The 22,235-nt window shown below is 58.0% G+C and carries 21 protein-coding genes; 11 read left to right on the forward strand and 10 right to left on the reverse strand.

The window, feature by feature from the left end:
- Nucleotides 1-29 precede the first annotated feature (29 nt).
- From BLU89_RS12895 to BLU89_RS12910, 4 genes are read right to left on the reverse strand one after another with little or no spacing between them, the layout of a single operon-like run.
- Nucleotides 30-647 (reverse strand): DUF3833 domain-containing protein, encoded by a 618-nt coding sequence (locus BLU89_RS12895; RefSeq protein WP_074737248.1) that lies wholly within the window; start codon nt 645-647, stop codon nt 30-32.
- Nucleotides 644-1,867 carry an MFS transporter gene (locus BLU89_RS12900; protein ID WP_074737249.1) on the reverse strand — a complete coding sequence of 408 codons (1,224 nt, stop codon included), beginning with the start codon at nt 1,865-1,867 and terminating at the stop codon, nt 644-646. The genes BLU89_RS12895 and BLU89_RS12900 overlap by 4 nt, the downstream gene beginning before the upstream one ends.
- A complete protein-coding gene (locus BLU89_RS12905) occupies nt 1,867-2,334 on the reverse strand; it encodes a hypothetical protein (RefSeq protein WP_245709757.1) in 468 nt (155 codons plus the stop codon). Before BLU89_RS12905 ends, BLU89_RS12900 begins: the two co-directional genes overlap by 1 nt.
- Entirely contained in the window at nt 2,282-3,688 is a 1,407-nt protein-coding gene (locus BLU89_RS12910; protein WP_245709758.1) for an NAD(P)/FAD-dependent oxidoreductase, read from the reverse strand. Before BLU89_RS12910 ends, BLU89_RS12905 begins: the two co-directional genes overlap by 53 nt.
- 190 nt (nt 3,689-3,878) lie before the next feature.
- Here BLU89_RS12910 and BLU89_RS12915 point away from each other — a divergent pair, with 190 nt between their 5' ends.
- Entirely contained in the window at nt 3,879-4,604 is a 726-nt protein-coding gene (locus tag BLU89_RS12915; protein WP_074737251.1) for an SDR family NAD(P)-dependent oxidoreductase, read from the forward strand.
- A 2-nt stretch (nt 4,605-4,606) separates the two neighbouring features.
- Here BLU89_RS12915 and BLU89_RS12920 read toward each other — a convergent pair whose 3' ends face one another.
- Nucleotides 4,607-4,894 carry an I78 family peptidase inhibitor gene (locus tag BLU89_RS12920; RefSeq protein WP_074737252.1) on the reverse strand — a complete coding sequence of 96 codons (288 nt, stop codon included), beginning with the start codon at nt 4,892-4,894 and terminating at the stop codon, nt 4,607-4,609.
- A gap of 129 nt (nt 4,895-5,023) precedes the next feature.
- Between BLU89_RS12920 and BLU89_RS12925 the strand changes: the two genes are divergently transcribed.
- Complete coding sequence (locus BLU89_RS12925) at nt 5,024-6,136, forward strand: S-(hydroxymethyl)glutathione dehydrogenase/class III alcohol dehydrogenase (protein ID WP_074737253.1); 1,113 nt, start codon at nt 5,024-5,026, stop codon at nt 6,134-6,136.
- 56 nt (nt 6,137-6,192) lie between these two features.
- Here the strand turns inward: BLU89_RS12925 and BLU89_RS12930 are convergent, their stop codons facing one another.
- A complete protein-coding gene (locus BLU89_RS12930; protein WP_074737387.1) occupies nt 6,193-7,131 on the reverse strand; it encodes a DMT family transporter in 939 nt (312 codons plus the stop codon).
- A gap of 192 nt (nt 7,132-7,323) precedes the next feature.
- Between BLU89_RS12930 and BLU89_RS12935 the strand changes: the two genes are divergently transcribed.
- Nucleotides 7,324-7,791, forward strand: coding sequence for a DUF1203 domain-containing protein (locus BLU89_RS12935; protein ID WP_074737254.1), 468 nt, complete (start codon nt 7,324-7,326; stop codon nt 7,789-7,791).
- Here BLU89_RS12935 and BLU89_RS12940 read toward each other — a convergent pair.
- Nucleotides 7,788-8,780, reverse strand: coding sequence for an ABC transporter ATP-binding protein (locus tag BLU89_RS12940; protein WP_074737255.1), 993 nt, complete (start codon nt 8,778-8,780; stop codon nt 7,788-7,790). The genes BLU89_RS12935 and BLU89_RS12940 overlap by 4 nt on opposite strands.
- Before the next feature lie 87 nt (nt 8,781-8,867).
- Here BLU89_RS12940 and BLU89_RS12945 point away from each other — a divergent pair, with 87 nt between their 5' ends.
- The 3 genes from BLU89_RS12945 to polA all read left to right on the forward strand — a co-directional run bounded on the left by BLU89_RS12945 (nt 8,868) and on the right by polA (nt 12,676).
- Nucleotides 8,868-9,056: a zinc-finger domain-containing protein gene (locus tag BLU89_RS12945; RefSeq protein ID WP_074737388.1), complete on the forward strand. Its 189-nt coding sequence runs from the start codon at nt 8,868-8,870 to the stop codon at nt 9,054-9,056.
- A 44-nt stretch (nt 9,057-9,100) separates the two neighbouring features.
- Entirely contained in the window at nt 9,101-9,763 is a 663-nt protein-coding gene (locus BLU89_RS12950) for a YrbL family protein (protein ID WP_074737256.1), read from the forward strand.
- A 111-nt stretch (nt 9,764-9,874) separates the two neighbouring features.
- Nucleotides 9,875-12,676, forward strand: a complete 2,802-nt coding sequence (gene polA, locus BLU89_RS12955; protein ID WP_074737257.1) for a DNA polymerase I — start codon at nt 9,875-9,877, stop codon at nt 12,674-12,676.
- A gap of 45 nt (nt 12,677-12,721) precedes the next feature.
- Here the strand turns inward: polA and BLU89_RS12960 are convergent, their stop codons facing one another.
- Together BLU89_RS12960 and BLU89_RS12965 are read right to left on the reverse strand one after the other, a co-directional pair.
- Nucleotides 12,722-12,952 (reverse strand): DUF2798 domain-containing protein, encoded by a 231-nt coding sequence (locus tag BLU89_RS12960; protein ID WP_074737258.1) that lies wholly within the window; start codon nt 12,950-12,952, stop codon nt 12,722-12,724.
- A gap of 74 nt (nt 12,953-13,026) precedes the next feature.
- On the reverse strand, nt 13,027-13,782 hold the full coding sequence (locus BLU89_RS12965) for a hydroxypyruvate isomerase family protein (RefSeq protein WP_074737259.1): 756 nt from the start codon (nt 13,780-13,782) through the stop codon (nt 13,027-13,029).
- A gap of 172 nt (nt 13,783-13,954) precedes the next feature.
- Here BLU89_RS12965 and BLU89_RS12970 point away from each other — a divergent pair, with 172 nt between their 5' ends.
- On the forward strand, nt 13,955-14,935 hold the full coding sequence (locus tag BLU89_RS12970; RefSeq protein WP_143030578.1) for a DMT family transporter: 981 nt from the start codon (nt 13,955-13,957) through the stop codon (nt 14,933-14,935).
- Here the strand turns inward: BLU89_RS12970 and BLU89_RS12975 are convergent.
- A complete protein-coding gene (locus BLU89_RS12975; RefSeq protein WP_245709759.1) occupies nt 14,893-15,471 on the reverse strand; it encodes a DUF1285 domain-containing protein in 579 nt (192 codons plus the stop codon). The genes BLU89_RS12970 and BLU89_RS12975 overlap by 43 nt on opposite strands.
- Nucleotides 15,472-15,535: 64 nt before the next feature.
- Between BLU89_RS12975 and BLU89_RS12980 the strand changes: the two genes are divergently transcribed.
- From BLU89_RS12980 to BLU89_RS12995, 4 genes are read left to right on the forward strand one after another with little or no spacing between them, the layout of a single operon-like run.
- Entirely contained in the window at nt 15,536-16,543 is a 1,008-nt protein-coding gene (locus BLU89_RS12980; protein ID WP_074737261.1) for an AAA family ATPase, read from the forward strand.
- A complete protein-coding gene (locus BLU89_RS12985) occupies nt 16,540-17,415 on the forward strand; it encodes a DUF58 domain-containing protein (RefSeq protein WP_074737262.1) in 876 nt (291 codons plus the stop codon). Before BLU89_RS12980 ends, BLU89_RS12985 begins: the two co-directional genes overlap by 4 nt.
- Nucleotides 17,412-20,174 carry a DUF4159 domain-containing protein gene (locus BLU89_RS12990; protein ID WP_074737263.1) on the forward strand — a complete coding sequence of 921 codons (2,763 nt, stop codon included), beginning with the start codon at nt 17,412-17,414 and terminating at the stop codon, nt 20,172-20,174. Before BLU89_RS12985 ends, BLU89_RS12990 begins: the two co-directional genes overlap by 4 nt.
- A complete protein-coding gene (locus BLU89_RS12995) occupies nt 20,171-22,213 on the forward strand; it encodes a hypothetical protein (RefSeq protein WP_074737264.1) in 2,043 nt (680 codons plus the stop codon). The genes BLU89_RS12990 and BLU89_RS12995 overlap by 4 nt, the downstream gene beginning before the upstream one ends.
- Nucleotides 22,214-22,235: the final 22 nt, after the last annotated feature.

Here is a 22,235-nt window from a genome sequence, read left to right on the forward strand (position 1 = left end):
GACGACCGTAACAAGGCGGTGGCGGGCGATCACTGCAAAACCCTCAGGTCAGAGTCTGTATCGTGACCATTTGCACCATGCAGATCGGCCGACTTTACCTCGGGCGCCGGGCGCATAGTAGCGACCAGTTCGGCCACTTTGATCCCGAATTTGCGCATCTCGGATCGATTCATGATTGCCCCGTTCTCGGTCAGATACATCCAATCGGTCACATTCAGCGTATGTCCGCCCGCGTCTTCTGGCAGGATGATCCGATAATTCAGTTTTACGGTCGCGCCTGAGATCACGCCCTTGCCTTCGCCCACAATGTCATCTGCGGTTGCGATAAACGTGTTCCCGGTGCCCAGCGTCAGATACCATTTGCGGGACATCTGTTTGCCGTTGGAATAGGTGAAATACTCGGACAAGGTGCCGGTATTCCCGTTCCATTCACCCACCATGCTTGCGACAAAGCTGTTCGCCATCTTGCCATTCGGGCCATAGATCAGCCCCTCTGAGAGGATCTTGCCGTTCAGATGGTTCTTCAGCGAGAACTCAGGCCCGGTGCCGCCGTAGTCGGAGGGCGATTGAGACCGGAAGCCGAGGAAACGGTTCTTCAGGGCGAAAAGCGCAAAGATGGTGAGCAGACAAATCAGGAGCGTTTTCATTTGGCAGAGACCTCTGTCGGGAGTGTCAGGACCAAACCAAACGCTCCGAGTTTCAGGATGCAGGGCAGCATTGCATAGGCGAGGGTGAGTGTGTTCAAAGCCTCAGCTGAATTGGTCTGTCCGGGGGTGAAGCCGCTGCGTTCCAGCAGCGGCAGTGTGATGAAAGCGGCCAAAGCGAGCCCCAGCTTGCCCGCGAAGGACCAGATGCCAAACGCGGCAGATGCGTTTAGCCCAGCCCGAGTCAGAACGACCGAAAACATGGCGGGCAGAACTACCATATCCGCCCCAAGCGCCGCACCCGAAGCGAAGCAGATGATAGCGAACCCAGTTAAATTTCCAGGCGCAAGAAGGGCTGCCCCGATAAAGCCAAGAATGGCCAGCGGCATGGCAATTATCAGAGTCTGTTTTGGGCCAATCCGATTGCTAAGCCGTGCCCAGATCGGCACGCTGAGCCCCGCACTGAGGAAGAACAGGATCAGCAGTGGGCCGGCCTTGCCCGCTAGTTGCAGCCGGTCTTCGACAAAGAACAGAAACAAGGTCGAGGTGATCGCCACGGGCAGGCTGTTGACTAGCGCCAGCGTGAGCAGACGCAGCGCTCCGGCCTGTCCAAGCCCATCGAAGGACAGCCCTTGACCGGTGATTGGGGTGCGTCTCCACATTGGCAAAGTCACGACCAATGTCACCAAGGCCAGAATACCGAGGAACAGCCCAAAAGCCGGATATCCCTGCGCGCCAGCGCCAAGGGTTACAAACAGGGCAGGTGCTGCAGCGGCGATTATCACACCAGTCAGCTGCCCACCTTCTCGGAAGGCCGCCAAAGTCATCAACTCTTTCGGATTGACCTGCTTGGCCAGCGTCGCGCTGCGGCCATAGAGCAGGATCGTCCCGAGGCTGTAGGCCGAGAATAATAAGATCAGAATAGACACTAATACTGATATTTCAGCCCCTACCGGCAAGGTAAACAGCAAAGGAAACCCGATCGACAGACCTAGCGCGGCGGAGGCGGCGAACAAAGTCTGCCCACCGGGCCAGCGGTCAATCGCCCAGCCGATCAACGGGTCCTGCACCAGATCGACTAGTCGAATCACCAGCAGAATAGTGCCGATCACACCTAGCCCAATGCCGAGGTTCACGGCAGCAAAGCGTGGCAGATGGATGTATAGCGGGATACCCGCCGCAGCAAGCATCAGCGCATAGAGGCTGACACGGGGATACAGCATCAGTTGCCTCGCAATGACCGTGTAAATGCCGCCGACCGGGTATTGTCACCCAGAAAGATCGACATGAAGCTGCGTTTGATACCCGGATAAGACATGGTGCAGACTTTCTGCCCGTTCAGCCAGAATGCTACTTTGTCCGGCCCCTGTGAGATCGCAAGATAACGATCACCCTTGCTGACTGCGCCGAAACAGACCTCAAGCTGATTGCGCACAGGCGCGGCTCGCCCAATCCGCTTCATTTCGTCCAGTGTCGAGTTCACCAGAGCCTTCTTGGATATATTTCGGCGATAGCGCAGCTCGAGACCGAAATCCTGGCTCCAGTTCAGGGGCGTGCCGCCTTGGGTAAACAGTTGCGCATCATAAATGGGAAAGCCTAAATAGCGGAAGGTTGCTGTGCCGCGCAGCTCGGCATCGTTAAACGCACCAAAAACAGGCGAGGCTGAAAGTCCTCCGGGGGCGAACAGCATCAACGACACCAATATCGCCGCGAAATTGGGCCGAGGTAGGAACGGCCGGCTCTTTCTCAGAAATGCCATTGTCAGCTCCGATAATCTGCGGGGCGCTGGTGATGCGCTCAACCAAGTGCATTGCACTGGCAATCCCGTCTTCGTGAAAGCCGTGCCGGTTGTAAGCCCCGGCAAACCAGGTTCGATTCTGCCCCTGCATTTCACGGATCTGTCCTTGGGCGCGCAGGGCTGCTTTGTCGAAAATCGGATGGGCGAATTCAACCTCGTCGTAGATTTTATCCGCGGGAATGTCAGATGCGGCGTTCAGCGTCACAAATAGCGGATCGCTGTCAGGGATGTTCTGAAGCCGGTTCATCCAGTATGTGACCCCAACATTGCCGTTTTGTGACCGGTAGGTCCAACTGGACCAACAGGCGCGTCGCCGTGGCATCTGGCCAGGATCGCAGTGAAGGATGGCTTTGTTCGGTTGATACCTGATCGCACCAAGCGCGGCTTTTTCAGCCCCGGTCGCCGCTTCGCCCAGAATGGCAAGGGACTGGTCGGAATGGGTGGCCAGAATGATCTCGTCAAACAGTTTGGCCTCACCACCCGCGTGGACAGTAACGCCCAAGTCATGCCGTTCGATCCGCTGCACGGGTGAGCCGAGGCGGATGTCAGAGCCCCGCGCACGCAACGCGGCTTCGATCCGTCGGACATATTCGATGCTGCCACCTTTCACGGTGTACCATTGATGTTGATTGGCGCGGCCAGAGGCCAGCAGCGCGTGATTGCGGAAGAAATGAACGAGTGATCGGGCGGGGAATTGATCGACAAACTCCACCGGCGTTGACCAGATCGCGCCGCACATGGGCATCAGGTAATTGTGCCGGAACCAATGGCCAAGGCGGAGCTGATCCACCAGCTCTCCGATGGTGGTGTCATCATCCTGCGCGGCCTCGGGGGCCTCTTTGCCAAAGCGCAGGATGTCGGCGATCATCTTGTAATAGGCCGGGCGGGCCAGATTGCGTTTCTGCGCGGTCAGAGTGCGCAGGTTGTTCAGACCGTATTCGATGCGGCCATTGTCGATGGTTGCACCAAAGCTCATCTCGCTTTTCGTGACTGGTACGTTCAATTCGTCAAATAGCCGGGTCAGATAGGGGTAGGTGACGTAGTTGAACACGATGAACCCGGTATCGACCGGCTGATCGCCTTTGCGCCCCGCCATCACCGTGCGGGCGTGGCCACCCAGCCTGGGCTCGGCCTCGAACACCGTGATATCGTGATCTTCAGAAAGGTAATAAGCCGCAGAGAGACCTGAAATGCCTGCGCCGATTACTGCGATTTTCTTACGTACGCCCCGGGTTTCGTCGAACATTCCATCCTCGTTATTCGGCTTTTACAATAGGATACGCAGGGAATGGTCTATTGGATCAATCGAATTACAAGTTTTTTGCGAACACACTATGTCGAGAAGTCTGGCCGCCTGCTGTTTGCTTCGAAGGTCGGGTGTGATCCAGTGAAGCCAGCGGGCCGTAATGGTCTCAACAGCAGCACTAAGGCCGGTTATGAGCAGTTTTGACGGAAAGACCTATTGGATCATCGGTGCCAGCGAAGGGCTGGGCCGGGCGCTGGCCGAAGCGTTGAGCCGTCGAGGCGCGCATTTGATCCTGTCAGCGCGCAATGCGGCCCGGCTGGCTGAAATGTGTTACAAGTTGCCCAACGCCCGTGCTGTCCCATTTGATGTGACTGATCTGAATGCTGTCCGCCGCGCTGTGGCCGAGGTCGGCGCATTCGATGGGTTGGTCTATAATGCGGGCACCTATGACCCGATCAATACGGCCGATTGGAACACCGAATCCGCTCTGGCTATCTGTGACGTCAATTACTCGGGCGCTATACGTGTGCTTGGTGAAACGGTGCCTGCTCTCATTCATGAAGGGCGCGGAGATATAACCCTGATTGGATCATTGGCCGGATATCACGGTTTGCCCAATGCAATTTCATATGGGTCTAGTAAGGCCGCTTTGATCTCGCTGGCCGAAACGATGCGGCATGATCTGTCGGGTACTGGCGTCACTGTTCGGATCGTCAATCCCGGCTTCATCAAAACCCGTTTGACCGACAAGAACAGTTTCAACATGCCCATGTTGATGGCGCCCGAAGACGCTGCTGATCGGGTGGTTCGAGCCATGTCCCGTCGCCGTTTCCGCACGGATTTCCCGGCCCCGTTTTCTTGGGTTATGCGCCTGATCGATTATTTACCCGACATTTTAGTTTACCGAGGGAAGTAACCTTATCCGCAGGTTAGTCTCTGAATTATGCCCGCGTCATTTACATAAACATTCAACCGGTCGATACGATAATCCTGAGTGGCAATATCATCCGGACCCAATACACGCGACCGTTCGGGCAGCTCGGCTCGCATATTAGAGACCGGTTGGCCAATCGCGTCCGCAAACGGCTCACCCTTACAGAAGGCTAGATCGACAGGCGCATCTTCCGCTGCAGTCGTGGTGTTTTGCGGGGCAGGATCTTCAGAACAAGCAGCTAATAGGATCAGGATCGGTAAAAAACGGAACATTGGCGCAGGGCTTTCTGGTGATGTCGTTTCTGAAATATCAAATATTTAGCCAACCTGTCATGAAAGCGCAGTTGAAAAAACCCTGTATTTGACGCAGGGTCGGGCAAAACAGACAGGGAGATATGCACTATGCGAACCCGTGCAGCCGTTGCCGTTCAGGCAGGCAAACCTTTGGAAGTGATGGACGTGAACCTTGAAGGCCCCAAAGCGGGCGAGGTTCTGGTCGAAATCAAGGCGACAGGCATCTGTCACACCGATGAATTCACGCTGTCGGGCGCCGATCCCGAAGGCCTGTTTCCCGCCATTCTGGGCCACGAAGGCGCAGGCGTTGTGGTTGACGTCGGCCCCGGTGTCACCAGCCTGAAACCCGGCGATCACGTGATCCCACTCTACACACCCGAATGCCGCGAGTGTGAATATTGTCTGCATCCCAAGACCAACCTGTGTCAGGCAATCCGCGAAACCCAAGGTCGGGGCCTGATGCCGGACGGAACCTCGCGTTTTTCGACGCTGGATGGCGATCCGATCCTGCACTACATGGGCTGTTCGACCTTCGCGAACCACACGGTTTTGCCTGAAATCGCGCTGGCCAAAGTGCGTGAGGACGCACCCTTTGACAAAATCTGCTATATCGGCTGCGGAGTGACCACCGGCATCGGCGCGGTGATCAATACCGCCAAGGTGGAAATCGGCAGCCGTGCCATCGTGTTTGGTCTGGGTGGCATTGGCCTGAACGTCATTCAGGGTCTGCGCCTAGCTGGGGCAGATCAGATCGTTGGTGTCGACCTGAACCCATCGAAGGTCGAAATGGCCACCAGGTTCGGCATGACCGATTTCGTCAACCCATCCGAAGTTGAGGGCGATCTTGTCCCCTATCTGGTCAACCTGACCAAAGGCGGCGCGGATTACACCTTTGACGCCACCGGCAATGTTGGTGTGATGCGCACAGCTCTTGAGTCGGCGCATAAAGGCTGGGGTGAATCGATCATCATCGGCGTGGCACCTGCGGGTGCTGAAATTTCGACCCGCCCCTTCCAGCTGGTCACAGGCCGCTCATGGCGCGGCACCGCATTTGGTGGTGCGCGTGGTCGGACCGACGTCCCGAAAATCGTCGATTGGTACATGGACGGGAAGATTGAGATCGACCCAATGATCACCCACACCATGGGTCTGGATGACATCAACCATGGGTTTGACCTGATGCATAAGGGCGAAAGCATTCGGTCAGTTGTGGTTTACTAAGGCTCAAATCTGATTGAACAAGCTGGTAACGGCGCACTTCCCGGTGCGCCGTTTTCTTATTCTCCCGGTCGTGTCGCTCCGGTGTCCGACCGGGGTGATCTAACCCGTAAAACTGGGGTATTCGCCGAAGTTGTGTTCGACCGGCTCTCACGCCAAACCACGAAGACGCCTGAGGCAATGATGATACTTGCACCTACCGCGACCCAGATATCCGGGTGCTCGCCAAAGAATAGCACGCCGAAAATCGTGGCCCAGATGATCTGACTGTATTGGCTGGGGGCAACGACACCTGCGGGGGCGGCGCGGTAGGCGAGGATGATCAGGTGTTGCGCGATCACTGAGAGTACGCCCACCGCTGCCATCATCGTCAGGTGCAGCAGAGAGGGTGGTTGATAGACTGCCGGCTGTGCGATGCTCATGACGACAATGGCCAATAGCATCGGATAGAGGATCAGGACGGCCGAACGCTCTTCGTTCCCGATCTTGCGGACCAGAACCGAGGCGAACGCGCTGCAAAACGCTGCTGTCAGAGCGGCAAGATGCCCGAGCGTTATATCCGTCGCACCGGGGCGCAGGACGATCAGGACACCGATCAGGCCGACGCCTACTGCAGCCCATCTCTGAGCGCGGACTACTTCACCCAGAATCGGGATCGAAAGGACGGTGACGATCAGCGGGAAGGAAAATAGCAGCGAATACACCTCGGCCAGGGGCAGGACAGAGAAGGCATAGAATGCGCAGGACATCGCAGTGACCATCAACGCTGATCGCAGCAACACCAGCCATGGGTGGCGCGGCACGAAATTGCCTGTGGTTCGGTCAGCCAAAATGGTCACTGCCATAGGAACAAACGAAAACAGCGTGGCAAAGAATATGATCTGCAGCACCGAGTAAGTGCCACCCAGCACCTTGATCAACACATCATGGGTGGCAAAGACAGCAAAGCCCAAGAACGCAAAGGTTAGCCCACGAAGGGCGGAATTCTGAGCGCTCATGATAAAAGCCTCAATCATGGTTGGATCTGGGGTGTTTTGACCTGCTTAGACCCAAATTGATGCAACGGGTAGCCCTAATTTTACCGCTAACATCCCTTGGTGATCAGAGTTGTAGATTTTGCAATGCGCAGGAAACGGGTCGAATGCGCGGTAAGCGATTGTCATGATCTCTCAAAAACAAGGAGATACATCATGCACAAAATTTCAGCTTTGCCGACCGAACAGGTTCAGACCTATCGGATGGGTGCGCCCGACGGATATGGAAATCCACCTGAACGGGCGATATCTGACGGCGGGGGAAACCCCTGTCGCCATTGCCTGAAATATATTCCGGCGGGCAAAGAGATGCTGGTTTTGGCGCACCGGCCCTTTCCGGAAACTCAACCCTATGCGGAAACCGGCCCGATCTTTCTGTGTGCCGAACCTTGTGCGCGCTATGAGGATAAAGATGGGGTGCCCGAGACGCTGACCGACTCGGCGAACTACCTTATCAAAGGCTATGGATCGGACAATCGGATTGTTTATGGAACCGGCATCATAGCGCCCCAAGCGCAGTTGACGGAAGCGGTCGCGAACATATTTATCCGCCCGAATGTGGCCTATATCCACATCCGATCAGCGCTGAACAACTGCTATCATTCACGGATTGATCGCGCCTAAAGCTTGACTCGATGCATCCCGCGATGCGGTTGATCCGGGGTATCGGGCATCGGGTCATCCGCACGGCTGGAAGTCAGCGCCAGGAACACATCTTCCAGATCGGCCTCTTCGGTGCGTACATCTTGAATGCGGATACCGGCCTGACGCACCGCTTCCAACACCTGCTCGGCTGTGGTTTGGTTGCTGTGATACTGCAGCACAAGATCGCCGTTTTCACGTTGTACCGCAGAGACGTTTTCCGCCTTCGGCAGAGTTTGAATGGGGCTATCCGGCACGATCACCATGGTCCGGCTATCCATGCGGCCCAGCAGATTGGCCGTGCTGTCCTGCGCGATCTTTTCACCGTGATTGATGATGGCGATCTCGTCACACATTTCCTGCGCTTCTTCCAGATAATGCGTGGTGAGAATGATGGTCATACCCTGTTCGTTCAACTTGCGCACATTGGCCCACAGCATCTGCCGCAGTTCGATGTCTACGCCTGCGGTGGGTTCGTCCAGCACCAAAATCTTGGGATGGTGCACCAGTGCCTTGGCCAGCAGCAAACGCCGCCGCATCCCACCCGAAAGTGTGCGCGCGTAGGCTTCGGCTTTGTCGCCAAGGCCAACGAGGTCGAGGATCTCGTCACTCCGCCGATCTGACTTGGGAACGCCATACAGCCCTGCCTGAACCTCCAATGCGCCACGCGGGGAAAAGAACGGATCAAGGTTCAATTCCTGTGGCATCACGCCAATGGCCGCACGTGATTGTCGTGGGTTCCGATCCTGATCGAAACCCCAGATCGAGACACTGCCCGAGGTTTTGACAACCAAACCCGCCAGAATGTTGATTAGTGTCGATTTACCGGCACCGTTCGGGCCAAGCAGGCCGAACACCGAGCCCTGCGGCACAACCAGATCGATACCTTTCAGCGCCTGTTTCTCGGGCTGGCCCTTGCCGCCGCGATAGGTCTTGCGCAGTGCTTTGATCGTGATTGCCGCATCGGCCATGTGGCCCTTGCCCCCGGATTGCTCATCGCTCATAAACGCACCTAATACATGCCCGCGAGGCCGACAACCAAAGAAGGATCGCCAGCCGTGCCACTTGAAGCGCCTGAAACCAAGATTGTCGACAAATCCCGCGTCGCCTGCGATGGCGGCGAGGGTGCGCTGGGGCATCCGCGTGTCTGGTTGCAGATCCCCGAAGACACCGGTTGGGTCGAGTGCCCCTATTGCGATTGCAAGTATGTGCTGCGCGACGCGGCGGTCTCGAGCCAAGACACTTGAGGACAGTCAGGGCGGCAGGCAGTCGGTGCTGGCGAGGATAGACGATGCTGTTCACAGCCAAAACGATTGACCTCTCTGACGGCCAACCAATCGCCAACGGGACTGTGCGCAGTGTCTATGACTTTCCCGGCCAACCTGACCTTCTGATCAAAGTCTTTACCCGGTCCGGAGATCGCGTCTCTCACAGATTTGGTAAGCGTCTTGCGTGGAAGCTGTTCCCCGAAGCGCAATATCGCAGCACCCTGAAAGAACTGGAATGTGAGCTTCGCGTATCACTGAAGCTTGGGACAAATATTGAGCACTCACCCCTGTCCAGAATGTTGGGCGTGGTCCAGACCAGTCGCGGGGCTGGCGTGGTTGTAGAACGCATTGCCGGTCTGGATGGTGGTCTTGCGCCTAAGCTTTATGAAGTTTGCCGCAACGGATTGGACGATCCGGCGTTGGATGCGCTGAATGTATTCGTTGGACAAATGTTTGACCTGCATATCGTTGCGCGTGACGTCAAAAGCTCGAATATCGTCTATGGGACAAGGGGCGCTGGACCGGCCTGTTTCCTGATTGATGGATATGGGGAGCGTAACCTGATCCCATTGCGCAGCCTGTCCCGTCGTTTGAATGATCGTTCGCTAAACAAACAGTTCTCATTGATTGCGCAAAAAGCGGGTTTGACGTGGAATGCGGACCAGCGTGCGTTTTCGAATAGCTAGGACGTGAATTCGGAAAACACCCGAAAGAGCGGACTAATTGAATGTTGACTGGCCTCGTCTTTTTTCCAGCCGTTCTGTACAACTTGCCGCAACCCAGCGCAGGAGCCTCAAATGACCACGACCCAATTCGGAAAAGGCTGCCATCTGCATCTCATTGATGGATCGGCCTTTATCTTCCGCGCCTATCACGCGCTGCCGCCGTTGACGCGGAAATCGGACGGGTTGCCGATCGGGGCGGTCTCGGGTTTTTGCAACATGTTGCAGAAGTATGTTGAAGATAACGCGGGGCCGGACGCGCCTACGCATGTGGCGGTGATCTTCGACAAGGGGTCTCATACGTTCCGCAACGACCTCTATGATCTTTACAAGGCCAACCGCGAAGCGATGCCTGAGGATTTGCGCCCACAGATGCCTTTGACGCGCGAGGCGACGAAGGCGTTCAATATCGCCTGCAAAGAGCTTGAGGGTTACGAGGCCGACGACATTATTGCGACCCTGGCTGTTCAAGCCCGCGAGGCCGGGGGGCGTGTGACCATCGTGAGCTCGGACAAGGATCTTATGCAACTGGTTGGCGGCGGCGTCGAGATGCTCGATGCGATGAAGAACAAGCGCATCGACCGGGATGGGGTGATCGAGAAATTCGGCGTCGGGCCAGAGCGTGTTGTGGACGTGCAGGCTTTGGCCGGGGACAGCGTGGATAACGTACCGGGGGCTCCGGGAATCGGGGTCAAGACTGCGGCATTGTTGATCAATGAATATGGCGATCTGGAAACCCTTCTGGACCGCGCCGAAGAGATCAAGCAGCCCAAGCGCCGCCAGACATTGATTGACAAGCGTGATCAGATTGAACTGTCCAAGAAACTGGTTCAACTCGATGAGGAAACGCCGCTGGATTTCACGCTGGATGATCTAGAGGTGAAAGATCCTGAACCGGACACACTGCTGAGTTTTCTGGCCGAGATGGAGTTCCGTACGCTTACCAAGAGGATTGCTGACAAACTGGGGGCCGAGGCTCCGGTAATCGCGGACGCTCCTGCGCCCGCTGACGAACCCGAGGCTGAGGCGATTCCGTTCGATGCATCGAAATACGAGTGCGTGCGCTACGCAGCGGCTTTGCAGAAATGGATCGACCAGACTTATGAGCGGGGTTGGGTCGCAGTGGATACCGAAACCACCGGCCTAAATGAAATGATTGCCAATCTGGTCGGCATTTCACTTTGCGTTGAGCCGGGTGAGGCTTGTTATATTCCGCTGACGCACCGCGAGAGCGCGACGGACGATCTGTTCGGCTCAGATGCGCTGGCCGAGGGACAGATGCCTCTGGATGAGGCTCTAAACCTGCTGAAGCCGATGCTAGAGGACCCGTCGATCCTGAAGATCGGGCAGAACATGAAATATGATGCAAAGATATTCAGGCGCTATGGCGTCGACGTTGCCCCCATCGATGACACCATGCTGATGTCCTATGCGATGCATGGTGGCGAGCATGGGCATGGCATGGATACACTTTCTGAACGCTATCTCAGCCACACGCCAATCCCGATCAAACCCCTGTTGGGGTCAGGTAAGTCGGCGATCACCTTCGACAAGGTGCCGATTGACGAGGCCACGGCTTATGCGGCTGAGGATGCAGATATTACGCTGCGCCTGTGGAAGCTTTTCAAACCGCAGCTGCATCAGGTTCAGGTAACGACAGTTTATGAGACGCTCGAACGTCCGCTGGTCCCGGTTCTGGCCGAGATGGAGATGCACGGTATCAAGGTCGACCGCGATGTGCTGTCGCGCATGTCGAACGCTTTTGCCCAGAAAATGGCTGGGTTAGAGGCAGAAATCCACGAATTGGCCGGTGAGAATTTCAATGTTGGCTCTCCGGCTCAGTTGGGAGAAATCCTGTTCGAGAAGATGGGGCTTGAGGGAGGCAAGAAAGGCAAAACCGGGAAGTATTCGACCGGTGCCGACATTCTGGAAGACCTCGCGACCGAGCACGAGTTGCCGCGCCGGGTGTTGGACTGGCGGCAACTCAGCAAGTTGAAGTCGACCTACACCGACGCGCTGCAAACGCATATTAACCCGGATACGGGGCGGGTGCATACGTCCTATTCGATCACCGGGGCGAATACAGGGCGTCTGGCGTCGACCGATCCGAACCTGCAGAATATCCCGGTGCGCACCGAGGAAGGGCGCCGCATCCGCGAAGCATTTATTGCAGAGCCGGGCAATGTGCTGGTCAGCCTCGACTATAGTCAAATCGAGCTGCGGATACTGGCCCATATTGCCGATATTCCGACTCTGAAACAGGCATTTGCCGATGGGCTGGACATCCATGCCATGACGGCCTCGGAGATGTTCGATGTGCCTCTGGACGAGATGACACCGGATATCCGCCGTCAGGCCAAGGCGATCAACTTTGGTGTGATTTACGGCATCTCAGGCTTTGGTCTGGCGCGTAATCTGCGCATCCCCCGGGCTGATGCGCAGGGCTTCATCGATCGCTATTTCGAACGCTTCCCGGGTATCCGGCGCTATATGGACGACACAATCGCCTTTGCGAAGGAAAATGGTTATGTCCAGACTCTGTTTGGGCGCAAGATCCACACGCCTGAGATCAACGCCAAAGGCCCTCATGCCGGGTTCTCGCGCCGGGCGGCGATCAACGCGCCAATACAGGGGACGGCGGCAGATGTGATCAGGCGCGCCATGGTGCGGATGCCCGAGGCGATCAATGGGCTATCCGCCAAGATGCTGCTTCAGGTGCATGACGAATTGCTGTTCGAAGTGGCCGAAGATTCTGTGGAACAGGTGATTGGGGTGGCACGGGACATAATGGAAGGGGCAGCGGATCCGGCCGTAAAGTTGGATATCAAGCTGGTTGCGGATGCCGGGCAGGGGGCGAACTGGGCCGAGGCGCATTAGGGGCGGCGCTGCTCATCATGCCCTGCGGGCCCTCTTCGCAGCGGGTCAGGACTGAGGCCTGACCAGGCGCGCGATCATCCGTTTCACGGCCGGACCCAGTGTCAGGATCACAACAAACGCGATGGGCCAACAAAACGCCCATGAGGCCATCCAGTCGCCAAAGGTAGAAGGGCCGACGCCGATTGCCTTGACCGTGGCAATTCCGGTCACGACACACGACATCAGGCCTGACATGATCAGAGCGAACAAAGCATTTGCAAAACGTGCTGGTATCATCGGGTGTTGTCCTCAGTCTGGCCTGTCAATCATGTGCGTCGATTTATATGTGAATGCCAGCGCTGATACAGAGCCTATTGTCGCATCCAATGCAGTGAAGCCTCGGTTCGTGAGGTTGAGGGAGTGTACTCGGCGCTAACCCAGCCTGCGTAACCGCTGTGATCCATAGCGTCGAACAGCGCCGGGAAGTTGATATCGCCCCGCCCGGGTTCGGAACGATCCGGTGCGGCGCCGATCTGTGCATGAACAATACGGTCGCGATAGCGGCACCAGATCGACAGAGCATCGCCATGGATCATCTGGGCGTGAAAACTGTCATATTGCAGCCCGAGATTGGGTCGGTTCACCTGAACCAGTACTTCCGCTGCCAGACCATAATCATTCAAGAAGTATCCGGGTTGCGAAACCGGGTTGAGTGGCTCGATCGTAAAGCGCTGATGGGGTGCGAAATCAGCGGCCCATTGCAGGTTCCGGACAAAGCAGTCCAGGGCTTCGGACCCTTCGGCATACCCGGCCATAACGTGGATCAGGCCAGGGCGCAGAACTTCGGCGTAACGCATTACACGGCGGATATCGGACTGAAACCGTGCCGTGCAGTCCGGGACGGCGGCGTAACCCGGTTCACCCCCAGTATAGTTCGGGGGTGGCGCGTTGATCAGCGCCAGTTCGAGCCCGTTGGCCAGCAATGCACGATGGGTTTCTTTGGCGGCGATGTCGTAGGGAAACAGAACCTCGACGGCACTGAATCCGGCCTGTGCAGCCGCTTGAAACCGATCGAGATAAGGGAGCTCGTTGAACAGCAGCGAAAGATTGGCGGCAAAGCGAGGCATTGGGTTCAAGTCTCCTGTCGCGCAGAGCTTAACGGTCGATCTGGTTTGTTGAAAGAGACTGAAAACGACAGATTGTCGAAAATCGGCCAGATCATGAGCCTCGAATCAGAGACCTTTCGGGTATGAGGCGCCTCGGTGCAGGGGGGCCGTGTTAACTGAAGGTTTGAATACAATGGCAATGAGCCCTGACCCCGCGCGCGGGAACACCCTTGCTGTATCCGATGGGCGGCAAAACGCCTTCACCGGCAACACGTTGGCGGTGGCATCCATGCTGACATGGGCGGCAGGTTTCCCAGCGGCCGAGGTCCTGCTGCAGAGTTGGCCCCCAATTGCCTTGTTTGCGGCGCGCATGAGTTTGGCGGTGCTGGTCATGGTGCCGATCTGGGTGTTGCTTGATGGATCGGCACGGGTGTTGCGTGCTCGCTGGGGTCATGCCCTGTTCGTGGGTGGGTTAGGCATCGGAACGGGGATGTTTCTGATCCTTGTGGCGCAGAAACTGACCGATCCGATCACCGTTGCTATCATCGCCTCTTGCGCGCCGTTGATTGCGACGCTGTTGGAACTGGCGGCGGGGACGCGGCGGTTGCGGTGGAATTTTGCATTGGGCATAGCGATCTCGATCATCGGCGGCCTGATCGCGACCAGTGCGGTGGCCCCGGCGCAGCTGGGTCTTGGCGCAGCCTTTGCGGTAGTGTCGACCGCGCTTTTCTGTTGGGCCAGCATGGCAACGGCGCGCGATTTCCCCGAGCTCAGCCAATTAGGCCGCAGCACTATTACGCTGGCCGGAGGATTGTCGACTGCAGCCGTGCTGGTGCCGGTTGCAGGTTTTCTGGGGCTGGAGGTGATGCCCACGCGTCAGGTGGATGCAGCTCAGATGGGAATGTTGGTGTTCTATGCGCTTTTTTCACTGGGGTTGAGCCAGTTTTTCTTCATTGCATCGGTTGGTAAGCTGGGTGTGGCACTGGCCTCGTTCCATATCAATATTGCGCCGTTTTATGTGATGGTGATCATGATGTCGCTGGGCGAGGATTGGAATTGGACCCGCGCGCTGGGCGCTGGGCTTGTGGCGCTGGCGGTGGTGCTGGCGCAAGACCGCAAGCCGCGGCCAGTTCAATCCTTCAGTGCATCAGACGAAATCAGCGGAAAAAACTGACCGTCCGACCACACACCGAACCAGCCATCGTGATGTGTGCCGATCTCGACCAGTCGATAAAAGCTCTTGCGATCAATACGCGCTTCGAGATTGGCGCGGATCAATATGTAGGGCGATGGTTCATCCGTTTCTGTATCAAAGACAATGCGAATTGGATGATCAGGCCCAGCGATGGCTGTGTCGCCCACTCTGGTCGTGAAGGTCAGGCGCTGGGCTTCGCCCCCACTGTCCTGATTGAAATCAACGGCAATAAACGGCGCATCCTCAACGGTGATTCCCACTTTTTCGACTGGGGTGACCAGGAAGTACTTGTCCTTTTCCTTCTTAAGAATTGAGGAAAATAGCTTCACAAGCTCGATGCGGGTGATGGGAGACCCTAAATAACTCCATGAGCCATCTTTTGCGATCCGGATGTCCAGATCGCCGCAAAACGGAGGATTCCACAGGTGAACGGGCGGCAAACCTTGTGTTTTGGCCGCTTTGACCGAGGCTGCCAGACCATCTGGCGAGGGGGTCACGGGTTTTTGTCCGCTCATTGCTTTTGCCATTTCCTCTCAGCGCGATACACTTCAATCATAACAGTCCATGGAAGGGAACCTCATGTCCGAACCTGCCGACCTCGTGTCCGAGATCGAAGCGCTGGAAAACAAGCTGCAAGAGGCCAAAGCCTCGATCACCCGCCGCTTTATCGGGCAGGAGAAGGTCGTGGATCTTACCCTGACCGCGCTTTTGTGTGGTGGTCACGCGTTGTTGATCGGTTTGCCGGGCCTTGGAAAAACGCGATTGGTCGAGACGCTTTCGACCGTGATGGGTCTGCATGGCAACCGCATCCAGTTCACGCCCGATCTGATGCCTGCGGATATTTTGGGGTCCGAGGTTCTGGATACCGCCGAGGATGGCAGTCGCCATTTCCGCTTTATCCCCGGTCCGATTTTCTGCGAGTTGCTGATGGCGGATGAGATCAACCGCGCCAGCCCCCGAACCCAGTCGGCTTTGCTGCAGGCGATGCAGGAGCGAACAGTGACCGTTGCAGGTGAAGATCGCGAACTGGGCGTCCCCTTCCATGTGTTGGCGACGCAAAACCCGATTGAGCAAGAGGGCACCTATTCGCTGCCCGAAGCTCAGTTGGACCGTTTTCTGGTACAGGTCGATGTAGAATACCCCGACCGTCAAACCGAACGCGATATCCTGCTGGCCACTACGGGCGTCGAGGAAGATGAGGCGCATCAGATTTTCACTAAGGAAGAGCTGCTGGCGGCGCAGGTTTTATTGCGCAGGATGCCGGTGGGTGAATCGGTGGTGGAGCTGATCCTCGATCTGGTCCGTGCCTTCCGCCCGGACGAGGCCGGCGTGTCTGAGCGGGTGAAGGAAACCGTTGCCTGGGGCCCTGGCCCACGGGCAGCGCAGGCGTTGATGATGACCGTACGGGCTAATGCGATGCTGCAGGGGCGGCTGGCCCCCAATGCCGAGGATGTGCTGGAGATGGCCCGCCCGGTTCTCAGCCACCGTATGGCGCTGAACTTTGCGGCACGGGCACGGGGCGACAGCCTGTCTGACCTGATCGAGTTCACAGCCGCTGGTCTGGTTCGGACCGAGGCTGCGGCGTGAACGCCGCCCAGACCCTACGCGAACGATCTGAGGCCGAGGCGTCTCGGCTGCCGCCCCTGTTGGCGCGTGCCGAGCAGTTGGCGGGAACCGTATTACTGGGCGATCACGGGCGCAGACGCTCGGGTCTGGGGGATGATTTCTGGCAATATCGCCCGGCGCAGATCGGTGACAGTCGCCGGATGATTGACCACCGCCGCTCGGCGCGCGGTGATCAACAATTTGTCCGCGAGCGGGAATGGCAGATTGCGCAGTCGATCATGCTTTGGGTCGATCAGGGCGCGTCGATGCGGTTTGCTTCGGGCAAGGATCTGCCGACCAAAGCCGACCGCGCACGCCTGCTGGGTTTGTCGACGGCCATCCTGTTGGTGCGTGGCGGGGAACGCGTTGGCCTGACCGGCACCACCTTGCCGCCGCGCAGGGGCAATGCACAGATCATAAGGCTGGCGCAGGCTTGGTCTGAGGATACGCAGACAGACTATGCTCCACCTGAACACCGCGCCATGATCCCACATGCGCGTGCCGTGTTTATTTCAGATTTCCTTGGCCCGTTGGATGAGGTCGAATTGGCCCTCACCAAAGCCGCCGACCGCGGTGTGCGCGGCGTGTTGCTGCAGGTTCTGGACCCAAGTGAGGAATCCTTCCCCTATTCCGGACGCACTATCTTTGAAAGCGTCGGGGGCACCGCCCGGCATGAGACACTGAAAGCCGCAAACCTGCGGGATCGCTATCTGGATCGCCTCGCAAAGCGTAAGGATGCACTGACGCAGCTTTGCCGCGCGACCGGTTGGCAGATGGGCCTCCATCATACCGGGGATAGCGCGCAATCGGCTCTATTATGGCTCTATCGTGCCTTGGATGGGAGCGCGCAATGACGGTTCTGGCGGGCATCGGCTTTACTGCACCATGGGTTCTGTTGGGTCTTCTGACCCTGCCGATCCTGTGGCTGATCCTGCGCGCGGTCCCGCCTGCGCCGATCCGCCGCCTGTTCCCTGCCGTCACGTTGCTGCTGGGCCTAAAGGACGACGAAAGCGTCTCGGATCGCACACCATGGTGGCTGTTGCTGCTCAGGATGTTGGCGGCTGCGGCGATCATCATCGGGCTCGCAGGGCCGGTGCTGAACCCCTCGCGCGATGAAACCGGATCTGGTCCGCTGCTGCTGGTGCTGGATGCCAGCTGGGCCGGTGCGACGCGCTGGTCATCGACGCTGGATCAGATCGATTCCCAACTAACCGAGGCCGGTCGCGCCGGTCGCCCCGTTTCGATCCTGCGCCTGACCGAGCCCGAGCCCCCTGTGTTTCAGGCAGCCGAGGCCTGGCGAAGTCGTCTGCCGGGCCTGACCCCGATGCCATGGCAGCCAACGGAGGCGCAAATCGACCTGATCCTTGAAACGCTGGAGCAGGCGGCAGGCGGATTTGACACGCATTGGTTCAGTGATCGCCTCGACTATGATGGCCACGACCAGCTTGTCACTGCGCTGCAAGGGCGAGGGGACGTAACGGTATATCAGTCTTCATCCCCGGCAACGGCGATCCTGCCTGCCACCTATCAGGACGGAGCGATCCAGCTGAGCGTTTTGCGCGCCAATCCAGGCCCGGCCGAGACGGTCACCATTCTGGCGCAGGGCCGCGATCCGGCAGGCGCGATGCGGGTGTTGCAATCAACCGATCTCGAGTTCGAAAGCGGCTCTACTCAGTTGCAAATAGATCTTGCGCTGCCCTCGGAACTGCGCGCGCGTATCACCCGGTTTGAACTTCAGGGCCAGCGTTCGGCCGGGGCGGTGACGCTGACAGACGACAGTTTGCGGCGTCGCGAAGTGGCGCTGATTGCAGGCACGCTGAACCGCGAAGGGTTAGAGCTGTTGTCGCCCCTCCACTATCTGACACAGGTACTGGTCCCGACGGCCGATTTTGTTGATGGCGGACTGGCCGAAGTCCTGCCCGCCAACCCGGATGTGATCGTGTTGGCGGATGTGGCCAAACTGTCCGAGGTCGAGCAGGCAGAGGTCGTCGAGTGGGTCGAACAGGGTGGCCTTCTGCTACGATTTGCGGGCCCGCGCATGGCCGCCAGCGATCTGGGGCGAGATGCAGAAGATGTCTTGTTACCCGTGCGCCTGCGCAGCGGTGGCCGATCTGTCGGTGGCGCGATGAGCTGGGGTGAGGCCAAGGGTCTTGCGCCCTTCTCCGAAAGCTCTCCGTTCTATGGGCTGATGATCCCCGAGGATGTGACAGTGGCAACCCAAGTGATGGCTCAACCAGACCCTAATTTGGCGGATCGGGTGATTGCGTCGCTGTCTGACGGCACACCTCTGGTGACACGCAAACCGCTGGGTCTGGGGCAGGTGGTCCTGTTTCATGTGACTGCCGATGCGGAATGGTCCACCCTTCCATTATCAGGGCTGTTTGTCGAAATGCTGGACCGATTGGCCGTCGCATCTGCCGCCAAATCGCGGCAGGAGGCGCAGATGCAAGGCACCGTCTGGGAGCCGGTCCAGATATTGGATGGGTTTGGCACACTGATTGACGCCGGTACGTTGGCAGGGGTTGATGGAGTCGAACTGGTTTCAGGCCAGATCGGACCTAACCTGCGTCCGGGGCTCTATGAAAGCGGTAAGCAGAAACTGGCACGCAACGTCCTCTCTGATGATAGTGTGCTATCTCCGGCGGTCTGGCCAGCCGATGTCCCGATCAGAGGGCAGGAGATTAGCACCGAGACACCGTTGGAGGGTCTTTTATTGGCCCTCGCGCTGCTGCTGCTGACGGTCGATGTCATCGCGTCATTGGCTTTGTCGGGCCGTTTGGGCAAGGTTCAACCGATCGCCTTTATGCTGGTTGCGTTGCTGATTGCCCCTGATGCACGGGCGCAGACACCTGACGATACTGAATTTGCCCTGAACGCAACGCATGAACTGGTGCTGGCCCATGTTCTGACCGGGAATGCGCAGGTGGATGACATCGCGTTGGCCGGATTGCGTGGCCTTGTTCAGACGCTGCACTTCCGCACATCGGTAGAGCCCGCCGATCCCATAGGCGTTGATCTCGAGCGCGATGAGCTCGCGTTCTTCCCGCTGCTCTATTGGCCCATCACACCCGATCAACCGCAACCTTCGGCTGAGGCCTATGCCAAACTCAACGCCTATCTGCGGTCAGGTGGGATGATCCTATTTGACACGCGCGACGCGGATATCGCCGGTTTCGGAGCGTCCAGCCCCAATGGGCGCAAGCTGCAGCAACTGGCAGCGCCTCTGAATATCCCTTCGTTAGAGCCTGTTCCGCGCGACCACGTTCTGACCCGAGCTTTCTATCTGTTGCAGGATTTCCCTGGCCGCTATTCCGGTACCGAGGTCTGGGTCGAGGCCGCGCCGCCGGATGCCGAGCAGATCGAGGGGATGCCGTTCCGCAACCTCAACGACAACGTTACGCCCGTGGTGATCGGCGGCAATGACTGGGCCGGAGCTTGGGCTGTGGATCGCAACGGTCAGTCTTTGCTGCCCGTGGGTCGCGGCTATGCCGGAGAGCGACAACGAGAGCTGGCTAATCGCTTTGGCGTCAACTTGGTGATGCATGTGCTGACCGGAAACTACAAATCTGATCAGGTCCACGTACCCGCCCTACTGGACAGGTTGGGACAATGACTGGAACCGTCATCTTTGATCCGCTGATCCCGTGGCCCATTCTGGCCGCTGTGGCGCTTGTCGCCCTGTCGGGTGTCGTGCTGGCCCTTTGGCGTGGGCTGTCGGGTTGGGCTCTGCGGGGGTTGGCCGCTTTGGTTGTCCTTGCGGCACTCAGCGGTCCTGTTTATCAAGTCGAAGATCGCGCGCCGCTTACCGATATCGTGCTGATGATCGAGGATGAAAGCGCCAGCCAATCCCTGTCGGATCGCGCCGAACAGACCGCTCAGGCCGCAAACGACCTTGCGACTGAAATCGAGACCCGAGACAATACAGAACTGCGCCGTATTCAGATTGGTGACAGCGACGGCGATGAGGGCACGCAGGTCATGTCCGCGCTGAACGCGGCGCTTGCAGAAGAACCCCGTGCGCGGATTGCGGGCATCATCGTGGTTTCAGACGGCATCGTGCACGACGCAGACCAAGCTCCCGATCTACCCGCGCCTATGCATTTGCTACAGACTGGACGCGAAGGCGATTGGGATCGCCGCCTGATCGTGCGCAATGCGCCTGCATTTGCAATTATCGGAGAGCCTGTGACCCTTACTTTACGGGTCGAGGATACCGGGGCTGCGCCTGCCGGTGTTTCAAATGCGCCGCTCGAGATTTCGGTCGACGGGGGTGCGCCCGAGCAATTCACCATTCCAATCGGTCTGGACGTTGAGTTTCCGATCACCTTGCCGCATGGCGGGCGAAACGTCATCCAGTTCTCAGTTCCGCAAGCTGACGGTGAACTGACCGATCGCAACAACACTGCGTTGATCCAGATGAACGGTGTACGTGATCGCCTTCGCGTCCTGCTGGTTTCAGGCGAACCGCATCCGGGCGGGCGCACTTGGCGCAACCTGCTGAAATCTGACAGTTCGGTCGATCTGGTCCATTTCACCATCCTGCGGCCACCGGAAAAGCAGGATGGTGTGCCTGTTGATGAACTCTCGCTGATAGCCTTCCCAACGCGCGAGTTGTTTCTGGAAAAGATCAATGATTTCGACCTGATCATCTTTGACCGGTATAAGCGACGCGGCATCCTGCCCGCGATCTATCTGGACAATGTCGGCGACTATATCGTCAATGGCGGCGCCGTTCTGGTCGCCGCTGGCCCCGATTTCGCCACGGCTGACAGCCTGTTCCGATCTCCACTGGGGCCGGTTCTGCCCGCAAAACCCAGTGCGCGGGTTTATGAGGAACGCTTTGTTCCGATGGTCACAGATATGGGTCAGCGTCACCCGGTGACAACTGATTTGGGCGATTCAGAAACCTGGGGCGCGTGGCTGCGCCAAATTGACGTAAGTCAATTATCGGGTGAAATGCTCATGACAGGGGTAGATGACCGCCCGCTGCTGGTTTTGGACCGCGTGGGTGAGGGGCGTGTAGCAATGCTGGCCTCTGATCACGCCTGGTTGTGGAGCCGTGGATTCGAGGGTGGTGGCCCGCAACTGGAACTGCTGCGCAGGCTGGCCCATTGGATGATGAAAGAACCCGAGCTTGAAGAAGAGGCGCTGTGGGCTGAGGCGAACGGCCAATCCATGCGGATCATTCGCCAGACGCTTGAGGATAAAGTCGGTCCCGTGACCGTGACCCGACCCAACGGTGAGGTTCTGGACATCACGCTGAACGAAGTCTCCCCCGGCCGGTTCGAAGCGCAATACTTTGGTCGCGAGATTGGTCTCTATCGTTTGCAAGAGGGCGAGCATTCCGCCGTGATCGGCCTTGGCCCGGCGGCGCCCAGGGAATTCGAGCGCACTATCGCGACCGATGAGATCCTGAACCCGGTACTGGCCAGTCTGCGCGGCGGTACGATCCGTGTAGAAGAGGGCCTGCCCTCAGTCAGGAACGTCCGTGCGGGTCGACCGGCTGCGGGTCGGGGGTGGATCGGCCTGACCCCACGCAACGCCTATGAAACCCGCGATGTCACACAAGCCGGGCTGCTGCCACCCTGGCTGGTTTTGCTGCTTGCCGGCGGTTTCCTTCTGGCCGGATGGCTGCGCGAGGGGCGGCATTAGCACGGTTTAAGCACTTTTTCAT

It is taken from the genome of Ruegeria halocynthiae (assembly GCF_900106805.1).
GTDB lineage: Bacteria > Pseudomonadota > Alphaproteobacteria > Rhodobacterales > Rhodobacteraceae > Ruegeria > Ruegeria halocynthiae.